Consider the following 22,583-nt stretch of genomic DNA (forward strand, 5'->3'; position numbering starts at 1 on the left):
GGGAGGGGAGGGGACGGGCTCCGCGCAGCGGGCTCCGCCCGGACCCGCCCCGCCATCCCCCGCTTCACTACTTCACCGACCCCGCCATCACGCCCTGCACGAAGTGCCGCTGGAAGGCGAAGAACACCACCAGCGGGACGACGAGGGACAGGAACGCCCCCGGCGCCAGGACGCCGATGTTGCTGCCGAACTGGCGCATCTGGGACTGGAGAGCCACCGTCAGCGGCTGGGACTCGCTGTCCGCGAAGAGCAGCGCGACGAGCATGTCGTTCCACACCCACAGGAACTGGAAGATCGCCAGGCTCGCGATGGCCGGCCGGCCGAGCGGGAGGACCAGCCGGGAGAAGATGCGCCACTCCGAGCCGCCGTCCATCCGCGCGGCCTCCAGCATCTCCCTCGGGATCTCGGCGAAGTAGTTCCGCAGCAGGAAGACGGCGAACGGCAGTCCGTAGGCCACGTGGAAGAGCACGACACCCGCGACCGTGCCGAACAGACCGATCGTGCCGAACAGTTTGGCGACCGGTAGCAGCCCGATCTGGACGGGGACGACGAGCAGGCCGACGACCACCAGAAAGATCGCGTCGCGGCCCGGGAAGTCCAGCCAGGCGAAGGCGTATCCGGCGAGCGCCGCGATGCCGACGACGAGCAGGGTCGTGGGCACCGAGATGAGGACCGTGTTCCAGAACGCCTCGCCGATTCCGGAGTCCCGGAAGAGTGCCGTGTAGTTGTCCAGGGACAGTTGTGACGGGTCGGTCAGCGCCGTCCACCAGCCGTCGGACGCGTTGTCCCGCTCGGAGCGCATCGAGGAGAGGAACAGACCCGCCAGCGGTGTGATCCAGACGAGCGCCACCAGGACGAGCACGGCTTGGACGGCTCCGCTGCTCAGCCAGGCCGTGAGACGGCTCTTGCGGCGACGGGGGGCGGACGGCGGCAGGGGGACGGGCCGGACGGCGGCGGTCCGATCGGCCGGACGGCGCTCGACGGTGGTGCGGCCGCTCATGATCGGCTCCTTCGGAAGCGCCGGACGTTGAAGATCATGGCCGGGACGACCAGCAGGAGCAGCAGCACGCTCAGGGCGCTGCCGAGCCCCTGGTCGTTGCCGCCGCCGAAGGAGACCAGCCACATCCGGGTGGCGAGTACGTTGGCCTCTTCCTGGACCGGTCCCGGCGCGATGATGTAGACGAGGTCGAAGACCTTCATCACGTTGATGACCAGCGTCACGAAGACGACCGTCAGCACGGGCGCCAGCAGCGGCACGGTGATCTTGCGGAAGATCTGCCCCTCGGAGGCGCCGTCCATCCGGGCCGCCTCCAGCGCGTCGCGCGGGATCGCGGCGAGCCCGGCGCCGATGAGCACCATCGCGAACCCGGTCCACACCCACAGATACGCGCCGATGATGGCCGGTGTGACCAGGGCCGGCCCGAGCCAGTTCACGCCCTGGTAGGGCGCGGCGAAGTTCGAGGCGGGCAGCCGGAGGGTGTACTCGCCGTCGGCGAGGCCCGTGAAGCGGAACGAGCCGTCGGCGGCGGTGGTCGCACGCGCGACCGCCTCACCGTCGCGCAGGGCCTCGACGGTCATGCCGGGCAGGCCCTTCTCCGACGGGTCGACCTTGCCCTGGGTGCCGCCGCCGCCCGGTGCGAAGTCGAGGTAGGCGACGCCGCCGATCTCGTCCGCTCCGGGGCTGGGTGCGGCGGCGGCCCGTGCCTGCGCCGGGATCGCGTCGGGTGCCACGCCGACGAAGCCGAGGGTGACGGAGCCGCCGGGACGGACGGCTTCCGTCGTGGTGTAGGGGCCGCCGGCGCCTCCGGCCAGGCCCTGGTCCTCGCGGGCGCGGGCCGTCGGATAGGCGGCCGGGTCCTCGAAGGTGTCGTGGACGGCGACCACGGCCGCGTTGATCACACCGCGGTCGGGGTCCTGCTCGTAGGCGAGACGGAAGATGATGCCCGCGGCGAGGAAGGAGACCGCCATGGGCAGGAAGAGCACCAGCTTGAAGGCGGTCGCCCAGCGCACCTTCTCCGTGAGGACGGCCAGCATCAGGCCGAGGCCGGTCAGCAGGACCGGTGCGACGACGACCCAGATGGTGCTGTTGCGGAGGGCTTTGAGGGTGGCGGGGTCCTGGAAGATCTCGGTGTAGTTCGCCGCGCCGACGAACTGCTCGCCACTCGCGTCGAACAGGCTGCGCCCGACGGAGAAGACGACCGGGTAGACGACGAGCGCCCCGAGGAGCAGCAGCGCCGGCAGGACGAACAGGACCGCGAGGCGGCGTTTGCCGCGCTGGGCCCGGCGCCGCGGGTTGCCCGCGACGCCGGTCCGGCGGGCGCGGGCCCCGGGGGCCCGCGCCTTGAGAGTGTCGGCCATGGCGGTCTGCCTCAGTTCCCGTACGCCTTGGCGGCCGCGGCCTCGAGCTTCGCGGCGGTGCCCTTCGGGTCGGACGGGTCGCGCAGGAAGTCCTGGAGGAGCTTCCACTCGCCGGCGCCCTTGGTGCCACCGAACGCCGCCGGCGCCTGGTCGGACATGTCGAAGCGGACGGAGTTGCCGGCCGCGACGAGGGACTCGGCCGTGGAGCGGGTGGTGTCGTCGCCGTAGGCGTCGAAGCTCACATTGGTGTTCGGTGACAGGAACCCGCCGGCACCGGCCCAGACCTCCGCGGCCTCCGGGGTGGCGAGGAACTCGAGGAGCTTCATGCCGGCCTCGCTGTTCTTGCCGTCCTTGAGGACGACGGCCGCGTCTCCGCCACTGACGACCGGGGCCCTGCCGCCGTCGACCCCGGGGAACGGGAAGAAGTCGGCGTCCTCGCCGAGCTTGCGGCCGAACTCGTCCTTGGCTATGCCGCCGACGAAGTCCCCTTCGTAGACCATGCCCGCCTTGGGCTCGGGGCCGAAGACCTGCTCGACGGAGGCCGGGAAGTCGGTCTGCAGCGCGGACTTCGCGCCGCCCGCGACCAGCCGGTCGTCCTTGAACAGTTCGCCCAGTGTGGTCAGTGCCGTGACGACGCTCTCGTCCGTCCACTTGAGTTCGTGCTTGGCGAGCCGGTCGTACTTCTCGGGGCCGGCCTGGGAGAGGTAGATGTTCTCGAACCAGTCGGTCAGGGTCCAGCCGTCCTCGCCGGCCACCGCGAAGGCGGGGCGGCCGGAGTCGGCGAGGGTGTGGCCGACCTTGAGGAGGTCCTCGTACGTCTTGGGCGCGCTGACGCCGGCCTGGGTGAACGCCTCGGGGCTGTACCAGACGGTGGACTTGTGGGCGGCCTTGAAGTAGAGGCCGTAGTAGGTGTCGTCGACGGTTCCGTAGTTCTTCCACACGGGGGCGAGCCCCGCGTCGGCCGTCTTGGAGGTCTCGTCGGACAGCGGCTTGAGCCAGCCCTCCTTCGCGAACTGCTGGATGACGCCCACCTGGGGCACCATCACGACGTCGGGGGCGTTGCCGCCCTCGATCTTGCTGCCGACGAAGGTGGAGACGTTGTCGCCGGAGGGGACGAAGACCGTCTTGGCGCCGGTCTTCTCGCTGAAGGCGTCGAGCACCTTCTTGAAGTTCTTCTGCTCGCTGCCGGTCCAGACGCCGGCGACGGTGACGGTCTTGCCGTCGAGTTCGCCGCCGCTCGCGGGTCCGGTGGTGCCGCCGCCGCAGGCGGTGGCACCGAGGGTGAGGCCGAGTACGGCCGAGGCCGCGGCCGTCGTGCGCAGGGTGGTGCTTCTGGCGGTGCGTCGCATGGTGAGGGTCCTTCCAGGGGTGAGGGTCAGGAGGCGGGGTGGTCGCCGGTCCACCAGGCGGCGGTGGCTCCGGGGAGCACACCGTCGGGGCAGGGGCCGCTGGCGAGCAGAGGGGTTCCGGTCACGGGGGAGGGCACCGGCTCCGTGCCGAAGTTGACGGCGCAGATCAGCCCGTCGCCGCGGGCCATGGCGAGTACCTGCGGGGGCGCGTCCAGCCAGCGCAGGGTGCCTTCGCCGAGTTGCGGCAGGCTGCGGCGCAGCTGCAGGCCGTCGCGGTAGAGGTGCCAGAAGGAGCGGGTGTCGGCCAGGGCCCGGTCGGTGGCGTGCTCCGCGAACCACTCGGGCTGCGGGAGCCACGGCCGGGCCCCGGCCGCGCCCTGGCTGAAGCCGAACGGGGAAGCGTGGCCGGACCAGGGCAGTGGGACGCGGCAGCCGTCACGGATGCGCTTGCGGCTGCCGGTGCGGTGGAAGATCGGGTCGGTGAGCACCTCGTCCGGCAGGTCGAGGACCTCGGGGAGGCCGAGTTCCTCACCCTGGTAGACGTAGGCGGCGCCGGGGAGGGCGAGCATCAGGAGGGCCGCGGCGCGGGCGCGGGCGGCTCCGAGGCCGCTGCCCTCCACACCGGGTTCGCCCGCGTACCGGGTGACGGTGCGGATCTGGTCGTGGTTGTTGAGCACCCAGGTGACGGTCGACCCGGTGCCGGCGATGTCGCGTATCGCCGTCTCGATCGTCGAGCGGAAGGCGTCCGCGTCCCAGGGCGCGGACAGCAGGTCGAAGAAGAACGCCTGGTGCAGTTCGTCGGGTCGGACATACTCGGCGTGCTCCCGCGCGGTCGGCACGGAGACCTCGCCGACGAGGAGGCGGTCCCTGCCGTCCCGTTCGGCGTACTCGTCGCACACCGAGCGCCAGCGGCGCCACACGTCGTGGACCTCGGGCTGGTTCCAGGCGAGCGGGTTGACCGAGTCGCGGGACCGCTCGTCGGCGTACGGATCGTCGGAGTCGGGCAGTCCGGGGTGTTTGAAGAGCCCGGCGGCGACGTCGATGCGGAAGCCGTCGACACCGCGGTCCAGCCAGAAGCGCAGCACCCGTTCGAAGTCGTCGCCGACGGCCGGGTCGCGCCAGTTGAGGTCCGGCTGCTCCGGGGTGAAGAGGTGGAGGTACCAGTCGCCGGGGGTGCCGTCGGGTTCGGTGACGCGGCTCCAGGCGGGGCCGCCGAACATGGCGCGCCAGTTGTTGGGCGGCTCGTCGCCGCCGGGGCCTCGGCCGGGCGCGAAGTGGAAACGGGAGCGGGCTGCGCCGCCGGGGCCGGCGGCGAGCGCCGCACGGAACCACGGGTGCTCGCTGGAACAGTGGTTGGGGACGATGTCGAGCAGCAGCCGGAGCCCGAGGCGGCGGGCGTCGGCCATCAGCCGGTCGAATTCCTCCAGGTCGCCGTAGACGGGGTCGACGCCGGTGTAGTCGGCGACGTCGTAGCCGTGGTCGTGCTGCGGGGACGGGTAGAACGGGCTGAGCCAGATGCCGTCGACGCCGAGCTTCCTGAGATAGGGAAGCCCGGCCCGTACGCCTGCCAGGTCGCCGATGCCGTCCCCCGTGCTGTCGAGGAAGCTGCGGACGTAGACCTGGTAGATCACCGCATCACGCCACCAGGGGTCGGGGGCGGTGGCGGGGCGGGAGGGGTCGCCGATGGCGGCTGGAAGCGTGCTGAGCATCTCGCGTCGACCTGTTTCTGCTGGATGCGAGGGCGCCCCGGATCGGGTGCGCTGTTATGCATGCATGTTAAGTAGCAGCGACTGGACGGTGTCAACGGTGTGTCCGGAAACTGCCATAATGTTGGATGTTTTGTCCCGTAATACAGAAACTGAAGAGGAGAGGTCCCTACCTAACATGTAGGTAGGGACCTCTCGGGAATGAACGAGATGACGGGATCAGTTCCCACGGGAGATCGCGGCGAGCTCGCGCGCGAGCCGCTCCACCGCATCCGCGGGTGTCTGCCGGAGCGCCATGACGTCCTGCGCAACCGCCTGCACGGCCAGGCTCACCTGGTCGTAGCGCGGGCTCTTGGGACGCGGCACCGCCGACAGCACGCTCTGGCGCAGCGTCGGCAGGTAGGGATGGGCCCGCACGAGCTCCGGGTCCTCGTACAGATCGGCACGGACCGGTGGCAGGGAGCCCTCGGTGAGCACCTGGCGCTGGACGCGCTCGCTGGTGAGGTAGGCGATCAGGTCGGCGGCGGAGGCCGGATGCCGGGAGTGGCTGCTCACCGCCAGGTTGGAGCCGCCCAGCACACTGGTGCCCGGCCCGTTCGGTCCGGGCAGCGGCACCACACCGAACTTCCCCGCGACCTTCGAGTCCTTCGCGCTCGCGTCCGAGTGGACATAGGGCCAGTTGCGGAGGAAGAGCAGTCTGCCGTCCTGGAACGCCTGCCGGGACTCCTCCTCCTTGTACCGGAGCGCCTCGCGGGGGATCCAGCCCTCCCGCACTCCGTCCGCCAGGAACGTCAGCGCCTCTCGGGCCGCGGCGGAGTCCACGGTGACCCGCTCTCCGTCGTCCCGCAGGATCGAACCGCCCGCCGAGTGCACGGCTTCCGCGACGTTGACGGTCAGCCCTTCGTACGGCAGGAACTGGCCGGCGTACCCGTCCAGACCGTGCCGGGGGGCGACCGTGCGGGCCTGGCGGGCCAGTTCGGTCCAGGTGCGCGGCGGCTTCTCGCCCTCCCGCTCGAGGACGTCCTTGCGGTAGTAGAGCAGCCCGGCGTTGGTGACGTACGGCACCGCGTACAGCCGCCCGTCGAAGGTGGCGGTGTCGACGACCGGCCGCAGGAAGCTCTTCAGGGGGAAGCGGTCGCGCTGCAGCGGGGCGATCCAGCCCGCCGCGGCGAACTCGGACGTCCACGCCACATCGATGTTCAGCACGTCGAACCGGTCGCTGCCGGAGCGCAGCTCGCTGATCATCTGCGCCCGGGTCTCGTCCGCCGAGTCCGGCAGCTCGACCAGCGTCACCCGCTCGTCGGGGTGGGCACTGTTCCAGTCGTCGAGCAGCGGCGAGAGATAGTCGGTCAGATCGCCCGCCGTCACGAGCGTCATGGGCCCGCGTCCCCGAGTGTCCGCGCCACCCTGGCCGCCGACATCCACACCGGCATAGCCGGCCACCACCACCGCCGCGACCAGGAGTCCTCTACCCGCGGCACGCATCCACCGCACAGGTTCCTCCCAGGGCACGATCCGGCTGCGCTGCCGAGCATCGTGGCCTATATATACCCGTTAGGCATGGGCGATACTAGACGTCCAGGCAGACGAGGCGAGTGCCGCAGAACACACGCCGCGGCCGGGGCAACAGGAAACCATGTCAACGGGAGGGAGGGGAGCACGTGCGGCTGCCGCTCCTGGCACTCCTGACCCGTGGCCCCGCGCACGGCTACGAGCTGAAGCAGGACCTTGAACAGCTCCTCGGTGCCGCGTACCCTCAGCCGAACGTCGGCCAGGTCTACGTCACCCTGGGCCGGCTGGAGAAGAGCGGTCTGATCGACGGCGAGGACGTCGAGCAGTCGGGCCGGCCCAACAAGCGCACGTACCGGCTCACCGACGCCGGGCGTGAGGCGGTGCGGGCCTGGTTCGAGGAGACCACGGACGAGCCGCGGGTGCGGGACGAGTTCTTCATGAAGCTCGCGCTCGCCCCCCAGTCGGGATGCGCCGACCCGGTCGCCCTGATCAACAAACAGCGGCGGCAGTACCTCAACACCATGCGGGACCTGTCCAGACTGGCCGCCGCGGAGGACCGTGACAACAAGATCTCCCAACTGCTGATCGAGGGAGCCATGCTGCATCTGCAGGCAGACCTCGACTGGCTGGAGCGCTGCCAGGAGGAGCTGGAATGAGCGACACAGCGGCCCCTTCGGGCGCAGCCGGCGCCGAGCCGATCGTACGTGCCGAGGGCCTGACCAAGACGCACCGCGGCGAAGGCGCCCCGGTGCACGCCGTGCGCGGTGTGGACCTGACCGTCCGGCCCGGCGAGTTCGTCGCCGTCACCGGCCCCTCGGGCGCGGGCAAGTCGACGCTGCTGCATCTCATAGGCGGCCTCCAGCGGCCCGACAGCGGGAGGCTGTGGCTCGACGGCCGACGGGTCGACGAGTACCGCGAAGCCCGCTGGGCGGTGCTGCGGCGGCGCCACATCGGCGTCGTCTTCCAGTTCTTCAACCTGGTCTCGAACCTCACCGTCGCCGACAACGTCGAACTGCCCGCCCTGCTCGCCGGCGCCTCCCCCAGGGCCGCGCGCGACTCCCGTGCCGAACTCCTCGCCGAGCTCGGCCTCGAAGGCCGCGAGAAGTCCATGCCCGGCGAGCTCTCCGGAGGAGAGCAGCAGCGCGTCGCGCTCGCCAGGGCACTGGTCAACCACCCGGCCCTGCTGCTCGCCGACGAACCCGCCGGCAGCCTCGACAGCAAGGGGACCCGGGAGGTGCTCCGGCTGCTCTCCCGTTTCCACCAGCGCGGCCAGACCATCGTGATGGTCACCCACGACGCCCGGATGGCGAGCGCCGCCGACCGTGTCATCAGTTTCTTCGACGGGCGGATCGCGGACGACGCCGAGCTCGGCGCCGGACGCCGCGGCCCGGGCGGCGGGGTGTCCGGCGTGCTCGAACTGAGGGACTGACCGTGCGGGCCACTCTGCGCTGGGCACACGCCGATTTCCGCGCACACCGCGGCGAGGCCCTCTTCGTCGTCCTCGCCAGCGCCGGGGTCATCGCCTCACTGCTGCTCGCGGGCGCGCTGTTCAGCTACGCCGCCAACCCCTGGCAGCGGATCTTCAACCAGTCCCAGGGCGCGCACGTCTGGCTCCAGACCCGGGCGGGCACCGACACGGCCGCCCTCGCGGAGCTCGACGGCGTCGCCGGGCTCTCCGGCCCCTTCCGGACCGCCACCACCGCCGTCGAGTCGCAGGGCACGCGGGCGACGCTGGCGCTGCGGGCGGCCGGGACCCGGCCGCCGGAGGTGGCGCGGCCGCTCGTGACCTCGGGGAGCTGGCTCTCACCGCCCGACGGCGGCGGCACGGCGGGCACCGTCGTACTGGAGACCTCCGTCGCCCGGGCGCTGTGGGCCGAGCCCGGTGACACCGTACGGGTCACCGGGCAGGACGGCGCGCCGCGGACCCTGCGTGTGACCGGCGTCGCGGAGGCGGCGGAGCCGGCCTACCGGCCGGGCGGCGGGCCCGGGATCGGCTGGGTGCTGCCGGACTCGCTCGACGCCGTCGCGCCCGGCGGCGCCGGGCAGAGCGTCGGGCTTCGGCTGGACGACGCCGGCGACACCGATTTCATGGTCCAGCGGGCGGTGACCCTGCTCGGTGCCGACCGGGTCGAGACGGTCACCAAGTGGCAGCAGGCGCGGGCGGAGGCCGGTGGCGACGACCGCCTGCTCGGCCAGCTCTTCGCCGTCTTCGGCCTCGGCGCGCTGCTGGCGGCCGCGCTCGCCGCGTCCGGGGCGATCGGCGCCCGGGTCCGCGGGCAGCTGCGGGACATCGCCGTGCTCAAGGCCGTGGGCTTCACACCGGGGCAGGTGGTGCGCGGCTTCCTGGTGCAGCACCTGGCCTTCGCCCTGCTCGGCGTCGCCCTCGGAACGACGGCGATCGCCCTCCTCGGGGCGCGGATACCCGGCCGGATCGGCGATGCGGCCGCTCTCTGGCAGGACCTGCCGGGATACGCGGCGCTCATGACCGGTGTGCCGTGCGGCGCGGTCCTGCTGATCGCGGCCGCGACCGGGCTCGCGGCCTGGCGCGCGGGGCGCGTCCCGCCGGTCCCGGTGGCCCGGGCCGCACAGCCGTCGGCCGCGCCGATGACCGTGCTCGGGCGGCGGGCGCTGGGGATGCGGGTGCCGCCGGCCCTGGTACTGGGCTGGCGCTCGGCCTTCTCCCGCCGGGGCCGTACGGCCGTCGCCGTGGGGCGTCTCGCGCTGCCGCTGGTGCTGATCACCGTCGCGCTGGTCGCCTGGTCCACGCTGGACCAGTTCCGCAGCCGTCCCGCCGAGATGGGACTGCCCGCGGCACTGACCGTACGGGCGCAGCAGCCCGGCGGGCCCACGGAGGACGAGTTGCTGCGGACCCTGGCCGAGGTCCCGGAGGTGGCCGCCGTCCATCCCGGCGCCGAGATGGCCGCACTGGTCCCCGGGCAGACCGGCACCATCACCCTGCGCGGGCTCGGCACCGCGGAGGACCCGTATCCGTCGGCCGTGGCGGAGGGCCGGGCGGCCCGCGGCGCGGACGAGGCCGTCGCCGGACAGGGGCTGCTCGACCTGCTGGGCGTGCGGGTCGGGGACTGGGTGCGGATGACGGTCGAGGGCCGGCCGCAGATCCTGCACATCGTGGGCCGCAGCATCGAACCCGAGTCGGGCGGACGGATCATCTCGACGACCCTCGACGCCCTGCGGGACCGCGATCCGCTCCTGCGGCCCGACTTCCACGCACTGGTACTGGCCGAGGACTCGGACCCTCGGGCGGTACGGGCCGCACTCGACGAGGCGGCGGGCGGCACTCTGGAGATCCGTGAGACACCGAACCCCGCCGACCGGCTGGAACCGGCGCGCGGGGTGATCGCGGCCCTGATCGCCGTACTGGCGCTGATCGGGCTGACCGAGCTGCTGACGCTGATCGGCACCGGGGTGCGCGACCGGGGCCGGGACCTGCTCGCGCTGAAGGCGATCGGGCTGACGCCCCGCCAGATCGGCTCGGTCATCGTGACCGGCGCCTCACTGACGGCGCTGGTGGCGGCCGTGGCGGGGACGGCGCTCGGCGCGCTGTCCGGGGTGTGGCTGGTGGACGCCCAGGGCAGCTCCAGCGGAATGGGAGCGGGCATCGCCCATCTGCCCCCGTGGCCGGTACTGGTGGGGGTGGTGGCCGGCGCCGTGGCGGGGGCGGTGGCGGCGGCCTCGCTGCCGGCGACGCGGACGGCGCGGCGGCGGCTGGCGGATTCGCTGAGCGAGACGCTCTGAGCACGGTCCGGGGGCGTGCGGAGTGCCGCACGCCCCCGGACCGCTGGGGGAAACGCCACGGGATCAGCTGCCGCCGAAGCCGTCCTGGTCCCTGCCGGCCTGCTCCTGGCCTGCCTGCCCCTGTCCCTGCCCTTGGCCGCCCTGCTCCTGGTCTCCTTGCTCCTGGCCGCCCTGGCCCTGGTCTTGTCCCTGGCCCTGCCCCTGGCCTTGTCCCTGGTCGCCGCCGCCCTCGACGAGCTGCGCACCGACCGCCGCCAGCGCCGTCGTCACCGGCTGGAAGAACGTCTCACCGCCCGACGTGCAGTCGCCGCTGCCTCCCGAGGTCAGCCCGATCGCGCTGCCGTCCCGGGTGAACAACGCACCGCCGCTGTCGCCCGGCTCCGCGCACACATCGGTCTGGATCAGGCCGGTGACGGTGCCCTCCGGGTAGTTCACGGTGGCGTTCAGACCGGTGACCTGCCCGCTGTCCAGACCGGTGGTGCTGCCCATGCGGAACACCTCCTGGCCGACCGCCGCGTCGTCCGCACGCACGATGTCCAGCGTCTGCCCGTTGCCGAGGTCGACCGTGCCGGAGGCTTCGGTGCCGGGGTCGTCGTACGTGACGAGGGCGAAGTCCCCCTCGCCGGGGAAAGTCGCCGCCTGGACCGTGCCGATCGGGGCGCCGTTCGGTTCCTCGGACCACTGGTCGTCGGCGACGCCGCAGTGTCCGGCGGTGAGGAAGCCCGGCCGCCCGTCGCCGGTGGTGACGTTGAAGCCGAGGGAACATCGCGACCCGCCGCCGAAGATGGCGTCGCCGCCCTCCAGGAAGGGCCTGAACTCGCCCGCGGACTTCTGGATACGGGCCATGCCGGAGCCGAGTGACGCGACGGCGGACTCCAGCCGGTTCCAGCGGTCACCTGAGACCGTGCGGTCCGCGGTGACCATCAGCAGGTTGGTCCTGGGGTCGACGGCCCAGGCCGTGCCCGGGACGGTGGCCTTCCGGGCCAGGTCGTCCGCCGCGGACTTCAGCTCGCTCATGCTGTTCTCGACGGGCCGCGCGACGGCGCCGGCCTCGTTGACCTGGACGATCACGTTGTTGCTGTCGCCGCTGACGTTGACGATGACCTGCTGCTTCTGTGCGTCGTAGTACGCACCGGCATACGCGTCACCGAGCTCGGGGCCGAGCTGCGAGACCAGGTCCTGGGCCGCCGCGGCGCTCAGGGTTCTGGCCTCGGCCTTCACCTGCGGACCGGAACCGGACTGCGATGCGTTGGCGTGGGGCAGCAGCACGGCTGCCGCGGCGACGCCCACCGCCCCCGCGCCTGCAAGCACGGCCTTTCGCTTGGGTATTCGCCTGTGACTCAACTCGCCGCCTCCTGCGGGGATACGGAATCCGGTTGCCGACGACAGACCGGGGGACGCGTCCGACCGTAGATACGCAAGAGGGGGGAGTTGTACTCATCGCCACTGCGGAATTCGTGCTTGACGGGTTGTCAACGGCACTGCACCGCCGCACGGTTCACGCGGGCAGCCGGGCGCCGCACCGGCTGCAGTACCTCGCCCCGGTGTCCTCGGCCGGGTGGCCGCACTCGGGGCAGACACTGCTGAGCATGCAGGCCGGCTCCCCGGCCTGGGCCGCCGCACGGACGGCGGAGGCGTTGCCGATGGCCATGCCGGGGCGGCGGCGGTGCGCCGTGACGTAGGCGAGGCCGTCGGGGCCGGCGGACAGCGCGCGCTCCATGCCGTGCGGCAGCCAGGCCACGCATCCCGGTTCCAGCGGCTGCCGCTCACCGCCGATCGCCAGCTCGCCACCGCCGTCGACGACGCAGACCAGCACGTCCAGGTCCGGTTCGACATGGGCGGCGCCCCGGGTTCCCGGCAGGAGCCGTACGAGGTTGGCGTCGAGCTGCCGGGCGACCGGGTCCAGTCGCCAGACGGCGCCGCCCCGGTCGTCGTGAGCCGTCGGCAGATCCGCTTTGCCGGCGAGCACTCCGGCCTTCGGGGACGCTGCCATGCCGTTCCTCCGGAGCACGTGGACCACAGAACCGACCGCATCATTGCACGGTGTGATCCAGCGGCCTGAGCCCGCGCACGGAACCAGAGAAGGAAACACAACCCTGACGCAGGAGCGTCCCGCCCTCCCTTCGGACGGTTGATCACATATTTTCCATCAGTGACCTCATACGCTCGTAAACTGATCGCTTTGGCGGTTTCTGTTGCCGCGCTCGCCGGCTGTGACGCCTCCGGTCACCGTCCTGACTCCGCTCCCCGGCCCTCACCGCCGAAAGCCGTTCCATCCCCTGCCGTTCCATCCCCTGCCGTTCCATCCCCCGCCGCGGCGGCGCCGACCATGGCTCCCGGGCCGGGCGGTCTGGCACCGGTGTTCATGCGCGCCGCCGACGACGGGACGAGCCGGGGGAAGACCGTCGCCCTCACGTTCGACGCCGACATGACCGCCGACCAGGGCCCGCGGGCCGCACGCGGCGAACGTTTCGACAACCCGGCGCTGATCGACGCCCTGCGCGCGCTCGAAGTCCCGTCGACCGTCTTCATGACGGGCCGGTGGGCAGAGGAGTACCCGGACCAGGCGAAGGCGATCGGCACCGACCCCCTCTTCGAGATCGCGAACCACTCCTACAGCCACTACGCCTTCAGTTCCCCCTGCTACGGACTCCCCGAGATCGGCGCCGAGGACATGGCCGCCGACGTACGGCGGGCTTTCGCAGCGATCGAACGGGCCGGGGCGCGCAACGTGGTGCCGTACTTCCGCTTCCCCGGCGGCTGCTACAACGACGACGCGCTGCGGGCCGTCGCACAGACCGAGGTCACGGCCGTGCAGTGGGACGTCGTCGGCGGGGACGCGTTCGCCACCGACGCGGACGCCGTGGCCGCCCAGGTACTGGACCAGGTGCGGCCCGGTTCGCTGGTCGTCCTGCACTGCACCCGCAGCGCCGCCCCCGTCACGGAGGAGGCGGTCCGCAGGATCGTCCCCGAGCTGCGCCGGCGCGGCTACCGGTTCGTCAAAGTCTCCGACCTGATGCGGCAGCCGGACCCGTCACGGGCAGCAGGCGTGCCCGGCGGGCCGGGACCCGACACGCCCTGAACGCCGGCGGCCGGCCCTCCCCCGCGCGACACACCAGCGGCGCACGGCCGGCCCCGGCCCCGAGGGACCGGCCCGGACCGCGGGCAGGCCCGGCCGTGGGCAGGCCCGGCCGTGGGCACCGTCCGGTCCGCGGCCGGGGCGCGCCGCGGACCGCCAACCGTCCGCCCACTCACCCACCGTCGACTGCCGGAGGCCGACCCACGTGCACATGCTGCTGCCGGTGCTCTTCGCGCTCTGCGCGGCGCTCAGCAACGCTCTCGCCACGGTCCTGCAACGCAAGGCGGCCCTCGTCGTCCCGAGCTCGCAAGGCTTCCGCCCCGGTCTGATGCTCGATCTGGTGCGGCAGCCCGTCTGGCTGGCCGGCATCCTCGCCGTCGTCGTCGCCGGCCTCTGCCAGGCGGTGGCCCTCGGGACCGGGCCGCTGACGATCGTCCAGCCGCTCTTCGTCCTGGAACTGCCGTTCGCCCTGGTCCTGGCGACCTTCCTGCTGCACGGAAGCCTGCCGCGCGCCGGCTGGGCCGCGGTGGCCGCCGTCGTGGTGGGGCTCGGCGTCGCTCTCGCCGCCGCCGCGCCGTCGGGCAACCGGACGGACGTACCGGCGGACCGCTGGGTCGTCGCGCTCACGGTGTGCGGCGTGGTGGTCCTCGCGCTCGCGGCCGCGGCCCTGCGCCGCCCGGAGGGCCGCACCCGTGCGGCCTTCCTCGGTTCGGCCACCGCCATCAGCTACGCCGTCACCGCGGCCCTGATGAAGGAGGCGGTGCACATCCTCGACGACCACGGCCCCGGGGCGTTCCTCACGGCCTGGCAGACCTACGCCTTCGCGGCGGCCGGCGTGGCCGCGCTCCTCCTGCTGGTGCACGCGATGCAGGCGGGCCCACTGGTCGCCTCCCAGCCCGCGCTCACCCTCGGCGACGCGGCAGTGAGCCTGGCTCTCGGCATCCTCCTCTTCGAGGAACACGTCCGCACCGGCTGGTGGCTGCTCCCCGAGGCGGCGGGGGTCGCGCTGGTGGTGGCCGGTGTCGTCGCCCTGGCCACGATGCCGCTCGCGCGGTCCCTGACCACCTCGGGGGGAACCGGCGCCGCGGCGCCTTGAGCCGTGTCCCGGTCGCGCGGCGCGGGGCGTCGCATCGTCGGGACGCCATTCGCCCAAGGGCACCCGAGGGGGCCGCCCCGGCACCTGCCGGCACATGACGGGCCCGGTCGGCCGGGCCCTCCTGCCGGCCGCCCAGGCGGCCGTGCTCGTCGTGCTGCTGGCGGGAGCCTGGGCGGCCGGCTCCCCCGACGACCTGGGGCGGGCCGGCCGGGCGCTCACCGTCGTCTGCCCGGGAGGCACCGAGTCGCCCGGCCCCTGGCCCGGCTCGTACTACGGACTGCCGCTGCTCGGACTGCTCGCCACCGCTACCGCCCTGTGCGCCTGTACGCTGCGCCGCATCGTCCTCACGACGGCGGACGACGGCCCCGGCCTCCGGCAAAGGGCCCGGACGGTCACCGCGGCCTGGGGGTTCCTGGTCACCACGCCGCTGGCCGGAGCGAGCCTCTTCATGTCCGTCGCGATGCGGTCGATCAGCTGCCTCGACGGCCCCGCACACGTCCTCGCCTGGACACTGACGGCCCTCACGCCGCTCGCCGCGATCAGCGCGGTGTGGTGCCTGACGGCCATGATCCCCACCCGCCGATGAGCGGCGTACGCGTCGACACGGCGAGCCCAGTCCCCCCGTACGAGCAGATCCGTGCCCAGCTCGCCGAGTTCATCCACTCCGGGCAGCTCGCCGCGGGCGACCGCCTCCCCTCCGTCCGCCAGCTCGCGGCCGACCTCGGGCTGGCCAACGGCACCGTCGTCCGCGCCTACCGTGAACTCGAGTCCGCCGGCCTCGTCCACAGCCGCCGCGGCGCGGGCACCAAGGTCGCCGCCCTTCCCCACCCCACCGCCGCCTACACCGCCGACCGCCTCGCCGACCACGCCCGCGCGTACGCCACCGCCGCCAGGCGCCTGGGTGCGGGCCCAGCCGACGCCCTCGAAGCGGTCCGCCGCGCCCTGACCGACGGCTGAGGCCACCCGCGCCGCCCCCGCCGTACGCCGCCGCACCCGCGCCCAGGAACCGCCCGCCGGGCGCGGGATGCCGCCGAGGACGGGCAGCCGAATCTTCGGTCGTGGGCCCGCGACTCTTGGACAGCGGCCCCGGAGCGACTCGCGGGCCGGCTTTCCCTCGCGCCGCGCCGGCGACGGCTCCCTCTCGGGATTCCCGGGCCTCCCAGGCCTCCTCGTGCCGCTGAGGCATGCCCGGCATCCGGGCCGACGGGCATCCGGGCCGACGGGCCTACGGGCCTCGCTGGACGGTCGAGCACCCGCTGCCCGCGCCGGACCATCGCGACGCCGGGCTCTCGCCGGTCCTCCGGCACCTTCCCCGGCCGGGCACCTTCCTCGGCCGGGCACCTTCCCCGGCCGGGCACCTTCCCCGGCCGGTTCCGGGCTTCGCAGACGGTGAGGGTGGGCGGGCGGAGCGGAGCTCGACGGCCGAACCCGCCGCATGGTTGGACGCGAGACGCTCGGGTACTCGGCGGCCGACGGGCAATCCGACCGAGGCATCCTGGAGATACTCGTGGCCGTTCGCCATCGTCTGATCCATGCGAGCCCGAGAGCCGTATGGAACGTGCTCGCCGACGGCACCCGGTACGCGGAGTGGGTGGTGGGAACCTCGCGGTCCGAGCCGGTGCGCGGCCGGTGGCCGCACACGGACGCCGCCATTTGGTACCAGGTCCGGCTCGGCCCGGTGCGGCTGGCCAACGAGACGGTCGTCCGGCACTGCGAGGAAGGCACCCGGCTGGAGCTGGAGGCCGAAGCCGGCGTGCTGGGCACGGCACGCATCGCGATCGAGTTGCGGCCCTGGGGCGATCACTGCCTGGTGATCGTGGACGAGCACCCCCTCCAGGGACCGGTCGGCCGACTGCACAACCTCGGCTTCGAGGCACTGATGCAGCTCCGCCACCGCACCATGCTCGCCCGGCTCGCCCGGCTGTGCGAGAGCGAAGCGTCGGACGCCCGCAGCACCCCGCGGGGAACGGCGGCCGCGCCGGGGGCGCCGGTCGCCCCGGCGGATTCGAGAGCGGACGGAACCGGCCGTGCCTGACGCGGTGGTGATCGGCGCCGGCCCCAACGGCCTGGTGGCCGCCAACATACTGGCGGACGCCGGGTGGAGCGTCGAGGTGCTGGAGGAACAGCCGGAGCCGGGCGGCGCGGTCCGTCACGACCGGGGTGTCGACCCGGCCTTCGTCAACGACCTCTTCAGCTCCTTCTACCCACTGGCCGCCGCCTCGCCGGTCCTGGCAGGGCTGCACCTGGAGGACCACGGCCTGCGCTGGAGCCACGCGCCCGGGGTGCTGGCGCATCCGCTCACCGACGGCAGCTGCGCCGTCCTGGACCGGCACATCGACACCACCGCCGCGTCCCTCGACGCCTTCGCGCCGGGCGACGGAGCCGCCTGGCAGCGGCTGTACGACGTGTGGCAGCAGCTGCGACCCGACCTCCTGGACACCTTGTTCACCCCCTTCCCGCCCGTCCGCGCAGCGGCGCGGCTGGCGTTGCGGCTGCGAGCCGCGGGGGGACTGCGCATGGCGCGCTCCCTGGTGCTGCCGGTGCGCCGCATGGGGGAGGAGGAGTTCCGCGGTCAGGGCGGCCGGCTGCTGCTGGCGGGCAGCGCCCTGCACGCCGACCTCGCGCCGGAATCGGCGGGCAGCGGCGGCTTCGGCTGGCTGATGGCCATGCTCGGGCAGACGTACGGCTTCCCCGTCCCCGTCGGCGGCTCCGGCGCGCTGACCGCGGCCCTGACCCGACGCCTGCGGGCACGGGGCGGGCGGGTGCGCTGCGGGCAGCGCGTCGAGCGGATCGTCGTCCGCGGCGGGCGGGCCGTCGGCGTGCGTACGGCGGCCGGTGACGAGACGGCGGCACGCCGCGCGGTACTGGCGGACGTCTCGGTGCCCGCCCTGTACGGCGAACTCCTCGCCCCCGAGCACCTGCCCGCGCAGCTCATGGACGACCTGCGCCGCTTCCAGTGGGACTTCGCCACCTTCAAGGTGGACTGGGCGCTCGACGGCCCGGTTCCCTGGCGGGTCGAGCAGGTGTCCCGGGCCGGCACCGTGCACCTCGCCGACGGTCTGGACGAGCTCACCCGCTTCGCCGCGCAGATCGCCATGCGGCAGATCCCGGACCGCCCCTTCCTGCTGTTCGGCCAGATGACCACAGCCGACGCGTCCCGCTCCCCTCAGGGCACCGAATCGGCCTGGGCCTACACCCACATCCCCCATGAGATCGCAGCCGACGCCGCCGACGAGGGCCTCACCGGCCGCTGGGACACCAAGGACCAGGAACTCATGGCCGACCGGGTCGAACGCCAGGTGGAACGCTTCGCGCCCGGCTTCCGCTCCCTGATCCGCGCCCGCCGCATCCTGGCGCCCCCGACTTTCGAGGCGCTCGACCGCAATCTGGTCGGCGGCGCCATCAACGGGGGCACCACCGCGATCCACCAGCAGCTCGTCTTCCGTCCCGTGCCCGGCACCGGACGGCCGGAGACCCCCGTGCCAGGGCTTTTCCTGGCCTCCGCCGGTGCGCACCCGGGCGGCGGCGTGCACGGCGCGCAGGGCGGCAACGCCGCGCGCGCCGCGCTGCATCGTCACCGCCCGCCCGGTCTCGCCCGCGCCCAGCGGCTCCTGACCCGGCGCGACCGCACCGGAACCCGGCGGTCCCCCCACGCCGCCACGCCGGAAAGCACGCACCCCGTCGAGGAGGGTTCATGAACAGGCACGCGGAAGTCCCGTACTCGCCCGACGCCCCGGACCGCGACCACCGGCGCCCCGCCGGAGTCGACGACAGGACCGTCGAGGCTCTCGGGGCGCTCTCCAAGGCCATGGAGACGACCGAGCGGGCCAGGGGCCGCCTGTACGACTTCCACCAGTTGACCGGAACCGCCGACCTGCAGCTGGACCACGCCGTGCGGCTGCTGTACGAAACCGGCCATCCCGAGTGGGCCGAGAAGGTCCGCTCGGAGATCCTGGGGCGCAACGTCATCCCCGGGCACTGGACGTTCCAGATCATCGAGGCGTACAACGCCACCTACTACCGGCCGTTCCGGGAACTGGAAGCGGGCGCGGTGCGGGAGCTCGCACAGGGACGGGACCACCTGTACGAGGCGGAGATGAAGGAGGAGCGCCGCACACCCGGCCACCCCGACCACACCGCCCGCCCGTCGGCGCCGGAGACCTGACACGCATCCGAATCCCGCCTCCGACCGGAAACGGCTGACAAGGGGTCCTTTACGAGCGGGAAGAAGAACAGCCCACGCGCACCGGTCCACTCGCCGACCGGACGATCGTCCTCGTCCTCATCGGGGCCGCCCGGGGCATGGGCACGACGGTGGCCCACGAGGTCACCCCTCTCGGGGTGCCCGGGTGCGCTGTTCGGTCGCGAGAAGGCCGCACGGGACGCGGCGGCGCTCCTGCCGGGCACGGCTCCGGCCGTGGAACGCCGCCCACCGACGCCACGGAACCGGACGGGGCCGCCCGTACGGTGCGGGGCGGCCGCAACCCGCCGGGAGCTGCCCCGCACGGAGGCCGCAGAGCTCTTCGAGCGCACCGGACCACTCCGCGCGGGCGACCCCGCCGAGTGCACGGCTGCCGGTACGGGTCCCTGACGCCACGACAGGGACGAACGAGAGAGGGACCACCATGGCGAAGAGAGCGAAGAAGACGAACGACGACAGCAAGGGCAAGGGCAAGGGCAAGAAGCTCGACCGGGGCGAGGAGGTCGCCTGGAACAGCCACGGCAGCACCACCGAGGGCACGGTCGAGCGGAAGATCACCCGACGCACCAAGGCCGCCGGCCGCCTTGTGGACGCCTCGCCCGAAGACCCGCAGTACGAGGTGCGCAGCGCCACGTCCGGCAGGTCGGCCGTCCACAAGCCGTCCGCGCTGCGCAAGAAGTGAGCAGATGACCGATGCAGACCTTTCTGCCACACCCGGACTTCCGGCAGACGGCCCTGCTCCTGGACCGGCGCCGGCTGGGCAAGCAGCGGGTCGAGGCACTGCAGGTGCTCCGCGGCCTGACCGTCCCCGGCTACGGCTGGCGCCGGCACCCGGCGGTACGGATGTGGGCCGGATACGAGGAGGCACTCGTGCGGTACGGCCTGGAGATCTGCCGGGTCTGGCGGGAGCGCGGACACCAGGACAGCTGTGCCGCCTCCCTGGTCGCCGGGCTGGCCGCGCACCGGCCGGGAGCCGCGGTGCGCGACCAGGCGGAGCTGGCGGACGCCGGTGAACTGCCGCCCTGGCTCGGCGACGAGAGCTTCCACGAAAGCCACCGCTCGGCACTGGTCCGCAAGGACCGCGACGTGTACGCCGGCCTTTTCCCCGGGGTGCCCGACGACCTGGCCTACGTGTGGCCCGCATCGGATCGCGGGCCGCGGTACACACCCGCCGCCCGATGAGCCGAGCCGCCGTGTCCAGGTTTGAGCCCGGTCCTCAGTTCTGCGACGCCTTCTGCTGGGTGAGTTCACTGGGCCGGACGATCACAAAGCCCTCGCCCTCGAGCTTCAGCTGCACCGCTTCGCCGGAGCCGCCGCGGATCATCGAACCGACGGACTGCGAACGGTGCAGCGACGTCTGCAGCTGGGCGCTCCAGCCGACGACCGCGTCGGTGTCGACGAACACCGGCTGCTGGTGGCTGACGGGGATGACGATGGGGCTGCCCTCGCACATGACCGCGAGCTTGCCGTAGCCGGTGAAGACACTGTTGAAGAGACCGCCGCCGGCCATGCCGGCGCCCTTGACCGTCTTGATCTCGTAGGACAGCGTCGCGTCGAAGCAGAGCACGTTGCGGCCGTTGATGGTCAGCGCGTCGCCCTGCTCGATGTCGATGATGAAGCAGTTGGCCGCCTCGTGCGCGAACCATGCCTCGCCCTGACCGCGTACGGCCATCAGCGCCAGGCCCTCGCCGGTGACGGCGCGCTTGAGCATGCCGCCGATCCCCTGGCCCTTGCGCTCGAACTGGAGATTGCCCCGGAAGGCGATCATCGAGCCCTGCCGTGCGTGCATCTCGCCGTTGACCGCGTACTTGACCGACTTGGCGTTCTGCAGCGTCATTCCGGGCACCGTGGCCTGCTGTGCCATGTTCTCTGTGGAGAAAAGATCGCTCTTCATGTCGTGCATCGTCGCCCGGAGGAACCCATTCCGCCAACATCCCCGCAGATGACGGCTGGCAGACTGGCCGGCGTGAGCAGCGAAGACACCCAGGAAATCCGCCCTGACAGCCCCTCCAGGCACGAGACCTCGGCCCGCGACACGGCGCCTCAGTTCGTCCTGCCGCTGGTCGTACGTATCGAGAAGACCGCGCCGCCGACCCGTACGGACGCTCTGGAGACCGCCGCGCGGGCCGTGCTCGCGGTCCTCGCCGACGAGCGCTCCACCGGTGACGGCGAATGGGCTCAGGCCGTGCGCGACTGGCATGACGGCCGTATCCGCAAGGTCGTACGGCGGGCGCGGGGCGCCGAGTGGCGCAAGGCCGGCACCCTGCCGGGCATCACGCTGACCGGCCCCCGTACCGGCACGCACGCCGAGGCGGAGGCCGGGGCGGAGGCCGGCGCCGGGGCGCCCGGGGCTGCGGAGGTGCGGGTCTTCCCACCCGTACCGCTCGACGGCTGGCCCAGGGAACTGGCCAAGCTCCAGGTGTCCGGCACCGAGTTGGAGGACCCGCGGCCGCCCGCCGCCCCCGACCGGGCCCACCCGGTGCTGTGGTTGAGCCCCACGCTCTCGATGTCGGCGGGCAAGGCCATGGCGCAGGCCGGTCACGGTGCCCAACTCGCCTGGCTCCGGCTGTCGGAGGCACAGCGGGAGGCATGGCGGGAATCGGGCTTCGCACTGTCCGTACGCACCGCGGACACGGCAGACTGGCGGGCACTCACGGCGAGCGGACTGCCGGTCGTGCGCGACGCGGGGTTCACCGAGATCGCCCCCGGTAAAACTCTCGTAGTTGAGGGGGTCGACCGCATCCGCTCACTGCGACGCCCCTGACCCGCACCTACGCGCTACGCCCCTGCCGGCCCTCGGCCCGGGCCTGGCGCAGCAGATCGACCATCATCTTCCGATCCTCGAGGGAGAGGTCCATCTCCCACACGGCGCGCTCCAACCGGTTGGAGAGGTCTGCGTAGACGGGCTCCTGCTCCGCCTCGGCCTCCTGACGCAGGATCTCTCGCAGGATCTCGGCCGCGACCTCCCGCCCGGTCTGGGCCAGCCGCTCCGGCGTGACGCCGACTACTCGGGCCATGTGCGCGAGGGTCAGATCCGGGGCCCGCACGAGTTTTGGCGGATTCCTGCGCTCATACCCCTTCTCGATCTGACGCCACCGCCCACCGCGGAGCCGGATCGGCGTCAACTCTGCTGCACTCTCAGGGCTAAGGCCGCGCGCTTGCCTTGCGAGCCGGATGAGAGATGCCTCAGGTGGCGGCTGCGGCTCATCGGCTGAGCTCACGTCTCGATCTCCCATCACTGAGCTTCACTTAATTTCACTGAACTTTATCGAACCCCCGCCCAGGTCAGAGGGCTTGATTGGCCTGATCCCTACTGGCACTGCCTAGCCCAGCGACTATCAGTGCATTGCAGTTTGCTTCAGCTGGCTCTAGCCTGAGCGCATGAAGTCCTCGCCAAACCAGGACCCGCTGATCGTTCGCCGAAGGCGGATTGAGTTGTGTGCATCGTGAAGTTGCAGGTCACGGGGCTGGTGTGCATGGGCTTCGGGGTGCTCGTGCTGGTCGGGGGCGTATGACTCCCGGCAAG

General features: G+C 72.5%; 22 protein-coding genes. 13 read left to right on the forward strand and 9 right to left on the reverse strand.

Features of this window, described 5'->3' with window-relative positions:
- Nucleotides 1-67: 67 nt before the first annotated feature.
- The 5 genes from AB0903_RS25505 to AB0903_RS25525 all read right to left on the reverse strand — a co-directional run bounded on the left by AB0903_RS25505 (nt 68) and on the right by AB0903_RS25525 (nt 6,907).
- Nucleotides 68-1,000 carry a carbohydrate ABC transporter permease gene (locus AB0903_RS25505; RefSeq protein ID WP_366706541.1) on the reverse strand — a complete coding sequence of 311 codons (933 nt, stop codon included), beginning with the start codon at nt 998-1,000 and terminating at the stop codon, nt 68-70.
- Nucleotides 997-2,358, reverse strand: coding sequence for an ABC transporter permease subunit (locus tag AB0903_RS25510; protein WP_366706543.1), 1,362 nt, complete (start codon nt 2,356-2,358; stop codon nt 997-999). The genes AB0903_RS25505 and AB0903_RS25510 overlap by 4 nt, the downstream gene beginning before the upstream one ends.
- 11 nt (nt 2,359-2,369) lie before the next feature.
- A complete protein-coding gene (locus AB0903_RS25515; protein ID WP_366706545.1) occupies nt 2,370-3,707 on the reverse strand; it encodes an ABC transporter substrate-binding protein in 1,338 nt (445 codons plus the stop codon).
- 26 nt (nt 3,708-3,733) lie between these two features.
- Nucleotides 3,734-5,416 carry a glycoside hydrolase family 13 protein gene (locus tag AB0903_RS25520; protein ID WP_366706547.1) on the reverse strand — a complete coding sequence of 561 codons (1,683 nt, stop codon included), beginning with the start codon at nt 5,414-5,416 and terminating at the stop codon, nt 3,734-3,736.
- A gap of 216 nt (nt 5,417-5,632) precedes the next feature.
- Nucleotides 5,633-6,907, reverse strand: a complete 1,275-nt coding sequence (locus AB0903_RS25525; RefSeq protein ID WP_366706549.1) for an ABC transporter substrate-binding protein — start codon at nt 6,905-6,907, stop codon at nt 5,633-5,635.
- Between the two features lie 167 nt (nt 6,908-7,074).
- Here AB0903_RS25525 and AB0903_RS25530 point away from each other — a divergent pair, with 167 nt between their 5' ends.
- From AB0903_RS25530 to AB0903_RS25540, 3 genes are read left to right on the forward strand one after another with little or no spacing between them, the layout of a single operon-like run.
- Nucleotides 7,075-7,581, forward strand: coding sequence for a PadR family transcriptional regulator (locus AB0903_RS25530; protein WP_366706551.1), 507 nt, complete (start codon nt 7,075-7,077; stop codon nt 7,579-7,581).
- Nucleotides 7,578-8,354, forward strand: a complete 777-nt coding sequence (locus AB0903_RS25535; protein ID WP_366706552.1) for an ABC transporter ATP-binding protein — start codon at nt 7,578-7,580, stop codon at nt 8,352-8,354. Before AB0903_RS25530 ends, AB0903_RS25535 begins: the two co-directional genes overlap by 4 nt.
- 2 nt (nt 8,355-8,356) lie before the next feature.
- The gene (locus tag AB0903_RS25540) at nt 8,357-10,681 is read left to right on the forward strand and encodes an FtsX-like permease family protein (protein ID WP_366706554.1); all 2,325 of its coding nucleotides are present in this window, start codon (nt 8,357-8,359) and stop codon (nt 10,679-10,681) included.
- Nucleotides 10,682-10,744: 63 nt separating this feature from the next.
- Here the strand turns inward: AB0903_RS25540 and AB0903_RS25545 are convergent, their stop codons facing one another.
- Nucleotides 10,745-12,025: a S1 family peptidase gene (locus AB0903_RS25545; RefSeq protein WP_366706556.1), complete on the reverse strand. Its 1,281-nt coding sequence runs from the start codon at nt 12,023-12,025 to the stop codon at nt 10,745-10,747.
- Nucleotides 12,026-12,179: 154 nt separating this feature from the next.
- The gene (locus tag AB0903_RS25550; RefSeq protein ID WP_366706558.1) at nt 12,180-12,674 is read right to left on the reverse strand and encodes a cupin domain-containing protein; all 495 of its coding nucleotides are present in this window, start codon (nt 12,672-12,674) and stop codon (nt 12,180-12,182) included.
- A gap of 189 nt (nt 12,675-12,863) precedes the next feature.
- Between AB0903_RS25550 and AB0903_RS25555 the strand changes: the two genes are divergently transcribed.
- From AB0903_RS25555 to AB0903_RS25595, 9 genes are all read left to right on the forward strand, one after another.
- On the forward strand, nt 12,864-13,763 hold the full coding sequence (locus tag AB0903_RS25555; RefSeq protein ID WP_366706560.1) for a polysaccharide deacetylase family protein: 900 nt from the start codon (nt 12,864-12,866) through the stop codon (nt 13,761-13,763).
- A gap of 202 nt (nt 13,764-13,965) precedes the next feature.
- Nucleotides 13,966-14,856, forward strand: a complete 891-nt coding sequence (locus AB0903_RS25560) for a DMT family transporter (RefSeq protein WP_366706562.1) — start codon at nt 13,966-13,968, stop codon at nt 14,854-14,856.
- 94 nt (nt 14,857-14,950) lie between these two features.
- Entirely contained in the window at nt 14,951-15,442 is a 492-nt protein-coding gene (locus AB0903_RS25565; RefSeq protein ID WP_366706564.1) for a hypothetical protein, read from the forward strand.
- On the forward strand, nt 15,439-15,813 hold the full coding sequence (locus tag AB0903_RS25570; RefSeq protein ID WP_366706566.1) for a GntR family transcriptional regulator: 375 nt from the start codon (nt 15,439-15,441) through the stop codon (nt 15,811-15,813). Before AB0903_RS25565 ends, AB0903_RS25570 begins: the two co-directional genes overlap by 4 nt.
- 550 nt (nt 15,814-16,363) lie before the next feature.
- A complete protein-coding gene (locus AB0903_RS25575; protein WP_366706568.1) occupies nt 16,364-16,891 on the forward strand; it encodes an SRPBCC family protein in 528 nt (175 codons plus the stop codon).
- Nucleotides 16,884-18,554 carry an NAD(P)/FAD-dependent oxidoreductase gene (locus AB0903_RS25580; RefSeq protein ID WP_366706570.1) on the forward strand — a complete coding sequence of 557 codons (1,671 nt, stop codon included), beginning with the start codon at nt 16,884-16,886 and terminating at the stop codon, nt 18,552-18,554. Before AB0903_RS25575 ends, AB0903_RS25580 begins: the two co-directional genes overlap by 8 nt.
- Nucleotides 18,551-19,021: a hypothetical protein gene (locus tag AB0903_RS25585; protein WP_366706572.1), complete on the forward strand. Its 471-nt coding sequence runs from the start codon at nt 18,551-18,553 to the stop codon at nt 19,019-19,021. Before AB0903_RS25580 ends, AB0903_RS25585 begins: the two co-directional genes overlap by 4 nt.
- A 460-nt stretch (nt 19,022-19,481) precedes the next feature.
- Nucleotides 19,482-19,739, forward strand: coding sequence for a DUF2945 domain-containing protein (locus AB0903_RS25590; protein ID WP_366706574.1), 258 nt, complete (start codon nt 19,482-19,484; stop codon nt 19,737-19,739).
- An 11-nt stretch (nt 19,740-19,750) separates the two neighbouring features.
- Complete coding sequence (locus tag AB0903_RS25595) at nt 19,751-20,239, forward strand: MSMEG_6728 family protein (protein WP_366706576.1); 489 nt, start codon at nt 19,751-19,753, stop codon at nt 20,237-20,239.
- Nucleotides 20,240-20,273: 34 nt separating this feature from the next.
- Here the strand turns inward: AB0903_RS25595 and AB0903_RS25600 are convergent, their stop codons facing one another.
- Nucleotides 20,274-20,951 carry an AIM24 family protein gene (locus AB0903_RS25600; protein ID WP_366706578.1) on the reverse strand — a complete coding sequence of 226 codons (678 nt, stop codon included), beginning with the start codon at nt 20,949-20,951 and terminating at the stop codon, nt 20,274-20,276.
- A gap of 48 nt (nt 20,952-20,999) precedes the next feature.
- On the opposite strand from AB0903_RS25600, the gene AB0903_RS25605 reads away from it, so the two are divergent.
- A complete protein-coding gene (locus AB0903_RS25605) occupies nt 21,000-21,821 on the forward strand; it encodes a peptidyl-tRNA hydrolase (RefSeq protein ID WP_366706580.1) in 822 nt (273 codons plus the stop codon).
- Nucleotides 21,822-21,828: 7 nt separating this feature from the next.
- Here AB0903_RS25605 and AB0903_RS25610 read toward each other — a convergent pair whose 3' ends face one another.
- Nucleotides 21,829-22,074 (reverse strand): hypothetical protein, encoded by a 246-nt coding sequence (locus AB0903_RS25610; protein ID WP_366706582.1) that lies wholly within the window; start codon nt 22,072-22,074, stop codon nt 21,829-21,831.
- Nucleotides 22,075-22,583: the final 509 nt, after the last annotated feature.

This window comes from Streptomyces sp. NPDC048389 (assembly GCF_040706335.1).
Taxonomy (GTDB): domain Bacteria; phylum Actinomycetota; class Actinomycetes; order Streptomycetales; family Streptomycetaceae; genus Streptomyces.

What these genes read in the sequence shown, in the direction of transcription:
- AB0903_RS25505 (WP_366706541.1), bottom strand. Translation starts at nt 1,000, where the DNA reads ATGAGCGGCCGCACCACCGTCGAGCGCCGTCCGGCCGATCGGACCGCC.
- AB0903_RS25510 (WP_366706543.1), bottom strand. Translation starts at nt 2,358, where the DNA reads ATGGCCGACACTCTCAAGGCGCGGGCCCCCGGGGCCCGCGCCCGCCGG.
- AB0903_RS25515 (WP_366706545.1), bottom strand. Translation starts at nt 3,707, where the DNA reads ATGCGACGCACCGCCAGAAGCACCACCCTGCGCACGACGGCCGCGGCC.
- AB0903_RS25520 (WP_366706547.1), bottom strand. Translation starts at nt 5,416, where the DNA reads ATGCTCAGCACGCTTCCAGCCGCCATCGGCGACCCCTCCCGCCCCGCC.
- AB0903_RS25535 (WP_366706552.1), top strand. Translation starts at nt 7,578, where the DNA reads ATGAGCGACACAGCGGCCCCTTCGGGCGCAGCCGGCGCCGAGCCGATC.
- AB0903_RS25550 (WP_366706558.1), bottom strand. Translation starts at nt 12,674, where the DNA reads ATGGCAGCGTCCCCGAAGGCCGGAGTGCTCGCCGGCAAAGCGGATCTG.
- AB0903_RS25565 (WP_366706564.1), top strand. Translation starts at nt 14,951, where the DNA reads ATGACGGGCCCGGTCGGCCGGGCCCTCCTGCCGGCCGCCCAGGCGGCC.
- AB0903_RS25570 (WP_366706566.1), top strand. Translation starts at nt 15,439, where the DNA reads ATGAGCGGCGTACGCGTCGACACGGCGAGCCCAGTCCCCCCGTACGAG.
- AB0903_RS25585 (WP_366706572.1), top strand. Translation starts at nt 18,551, where the DNA reads ATGAACAGGCACGCGGAAGTCCCGTACTCGCCCGACGCCCCGGACCGC.
- AB0903_RS25590 (WP_366706574.1), top strand. Translation starts at nt 19,482, where the DNA reads ATGGCGAAGAGAGCGAAGAAGACGAACGACGACAGCAAGGGCAAGGGC.
- AB0903_RS25595 (WP_366706576.1), top strand. Translation starts at nt 19,751, where the DNA reads ATGCAGACCTTTCTGCCACACCCGGACTTCCGGCAGACGGCCCTGCTC.
- AB0903_RS25600 (WP_366706578.1), bottom strand. Translation starts at nt 20,951, where the DNA reads ATGAAGAGCGATCTTTTCTCCACAGAGAACATGGCACAGCAGGCCACG.
- AB0903_RS25605 (WP_366706580.1), top strand. Translation starts at nt 21,000, where the DNA reads ATGACGGCTGGCAGACTGGCCGGCGTGAGCAGCGAAGACACCCAGGAA.
- AB0903_RS25610 (WP_366706582.1), bottom strand. Translation starts at nt 22,074, where the DNA reads ATGGCCCGAGTAGTCGGCGTCACGCCGGAGCGGCTGGCCCAGACCGGG.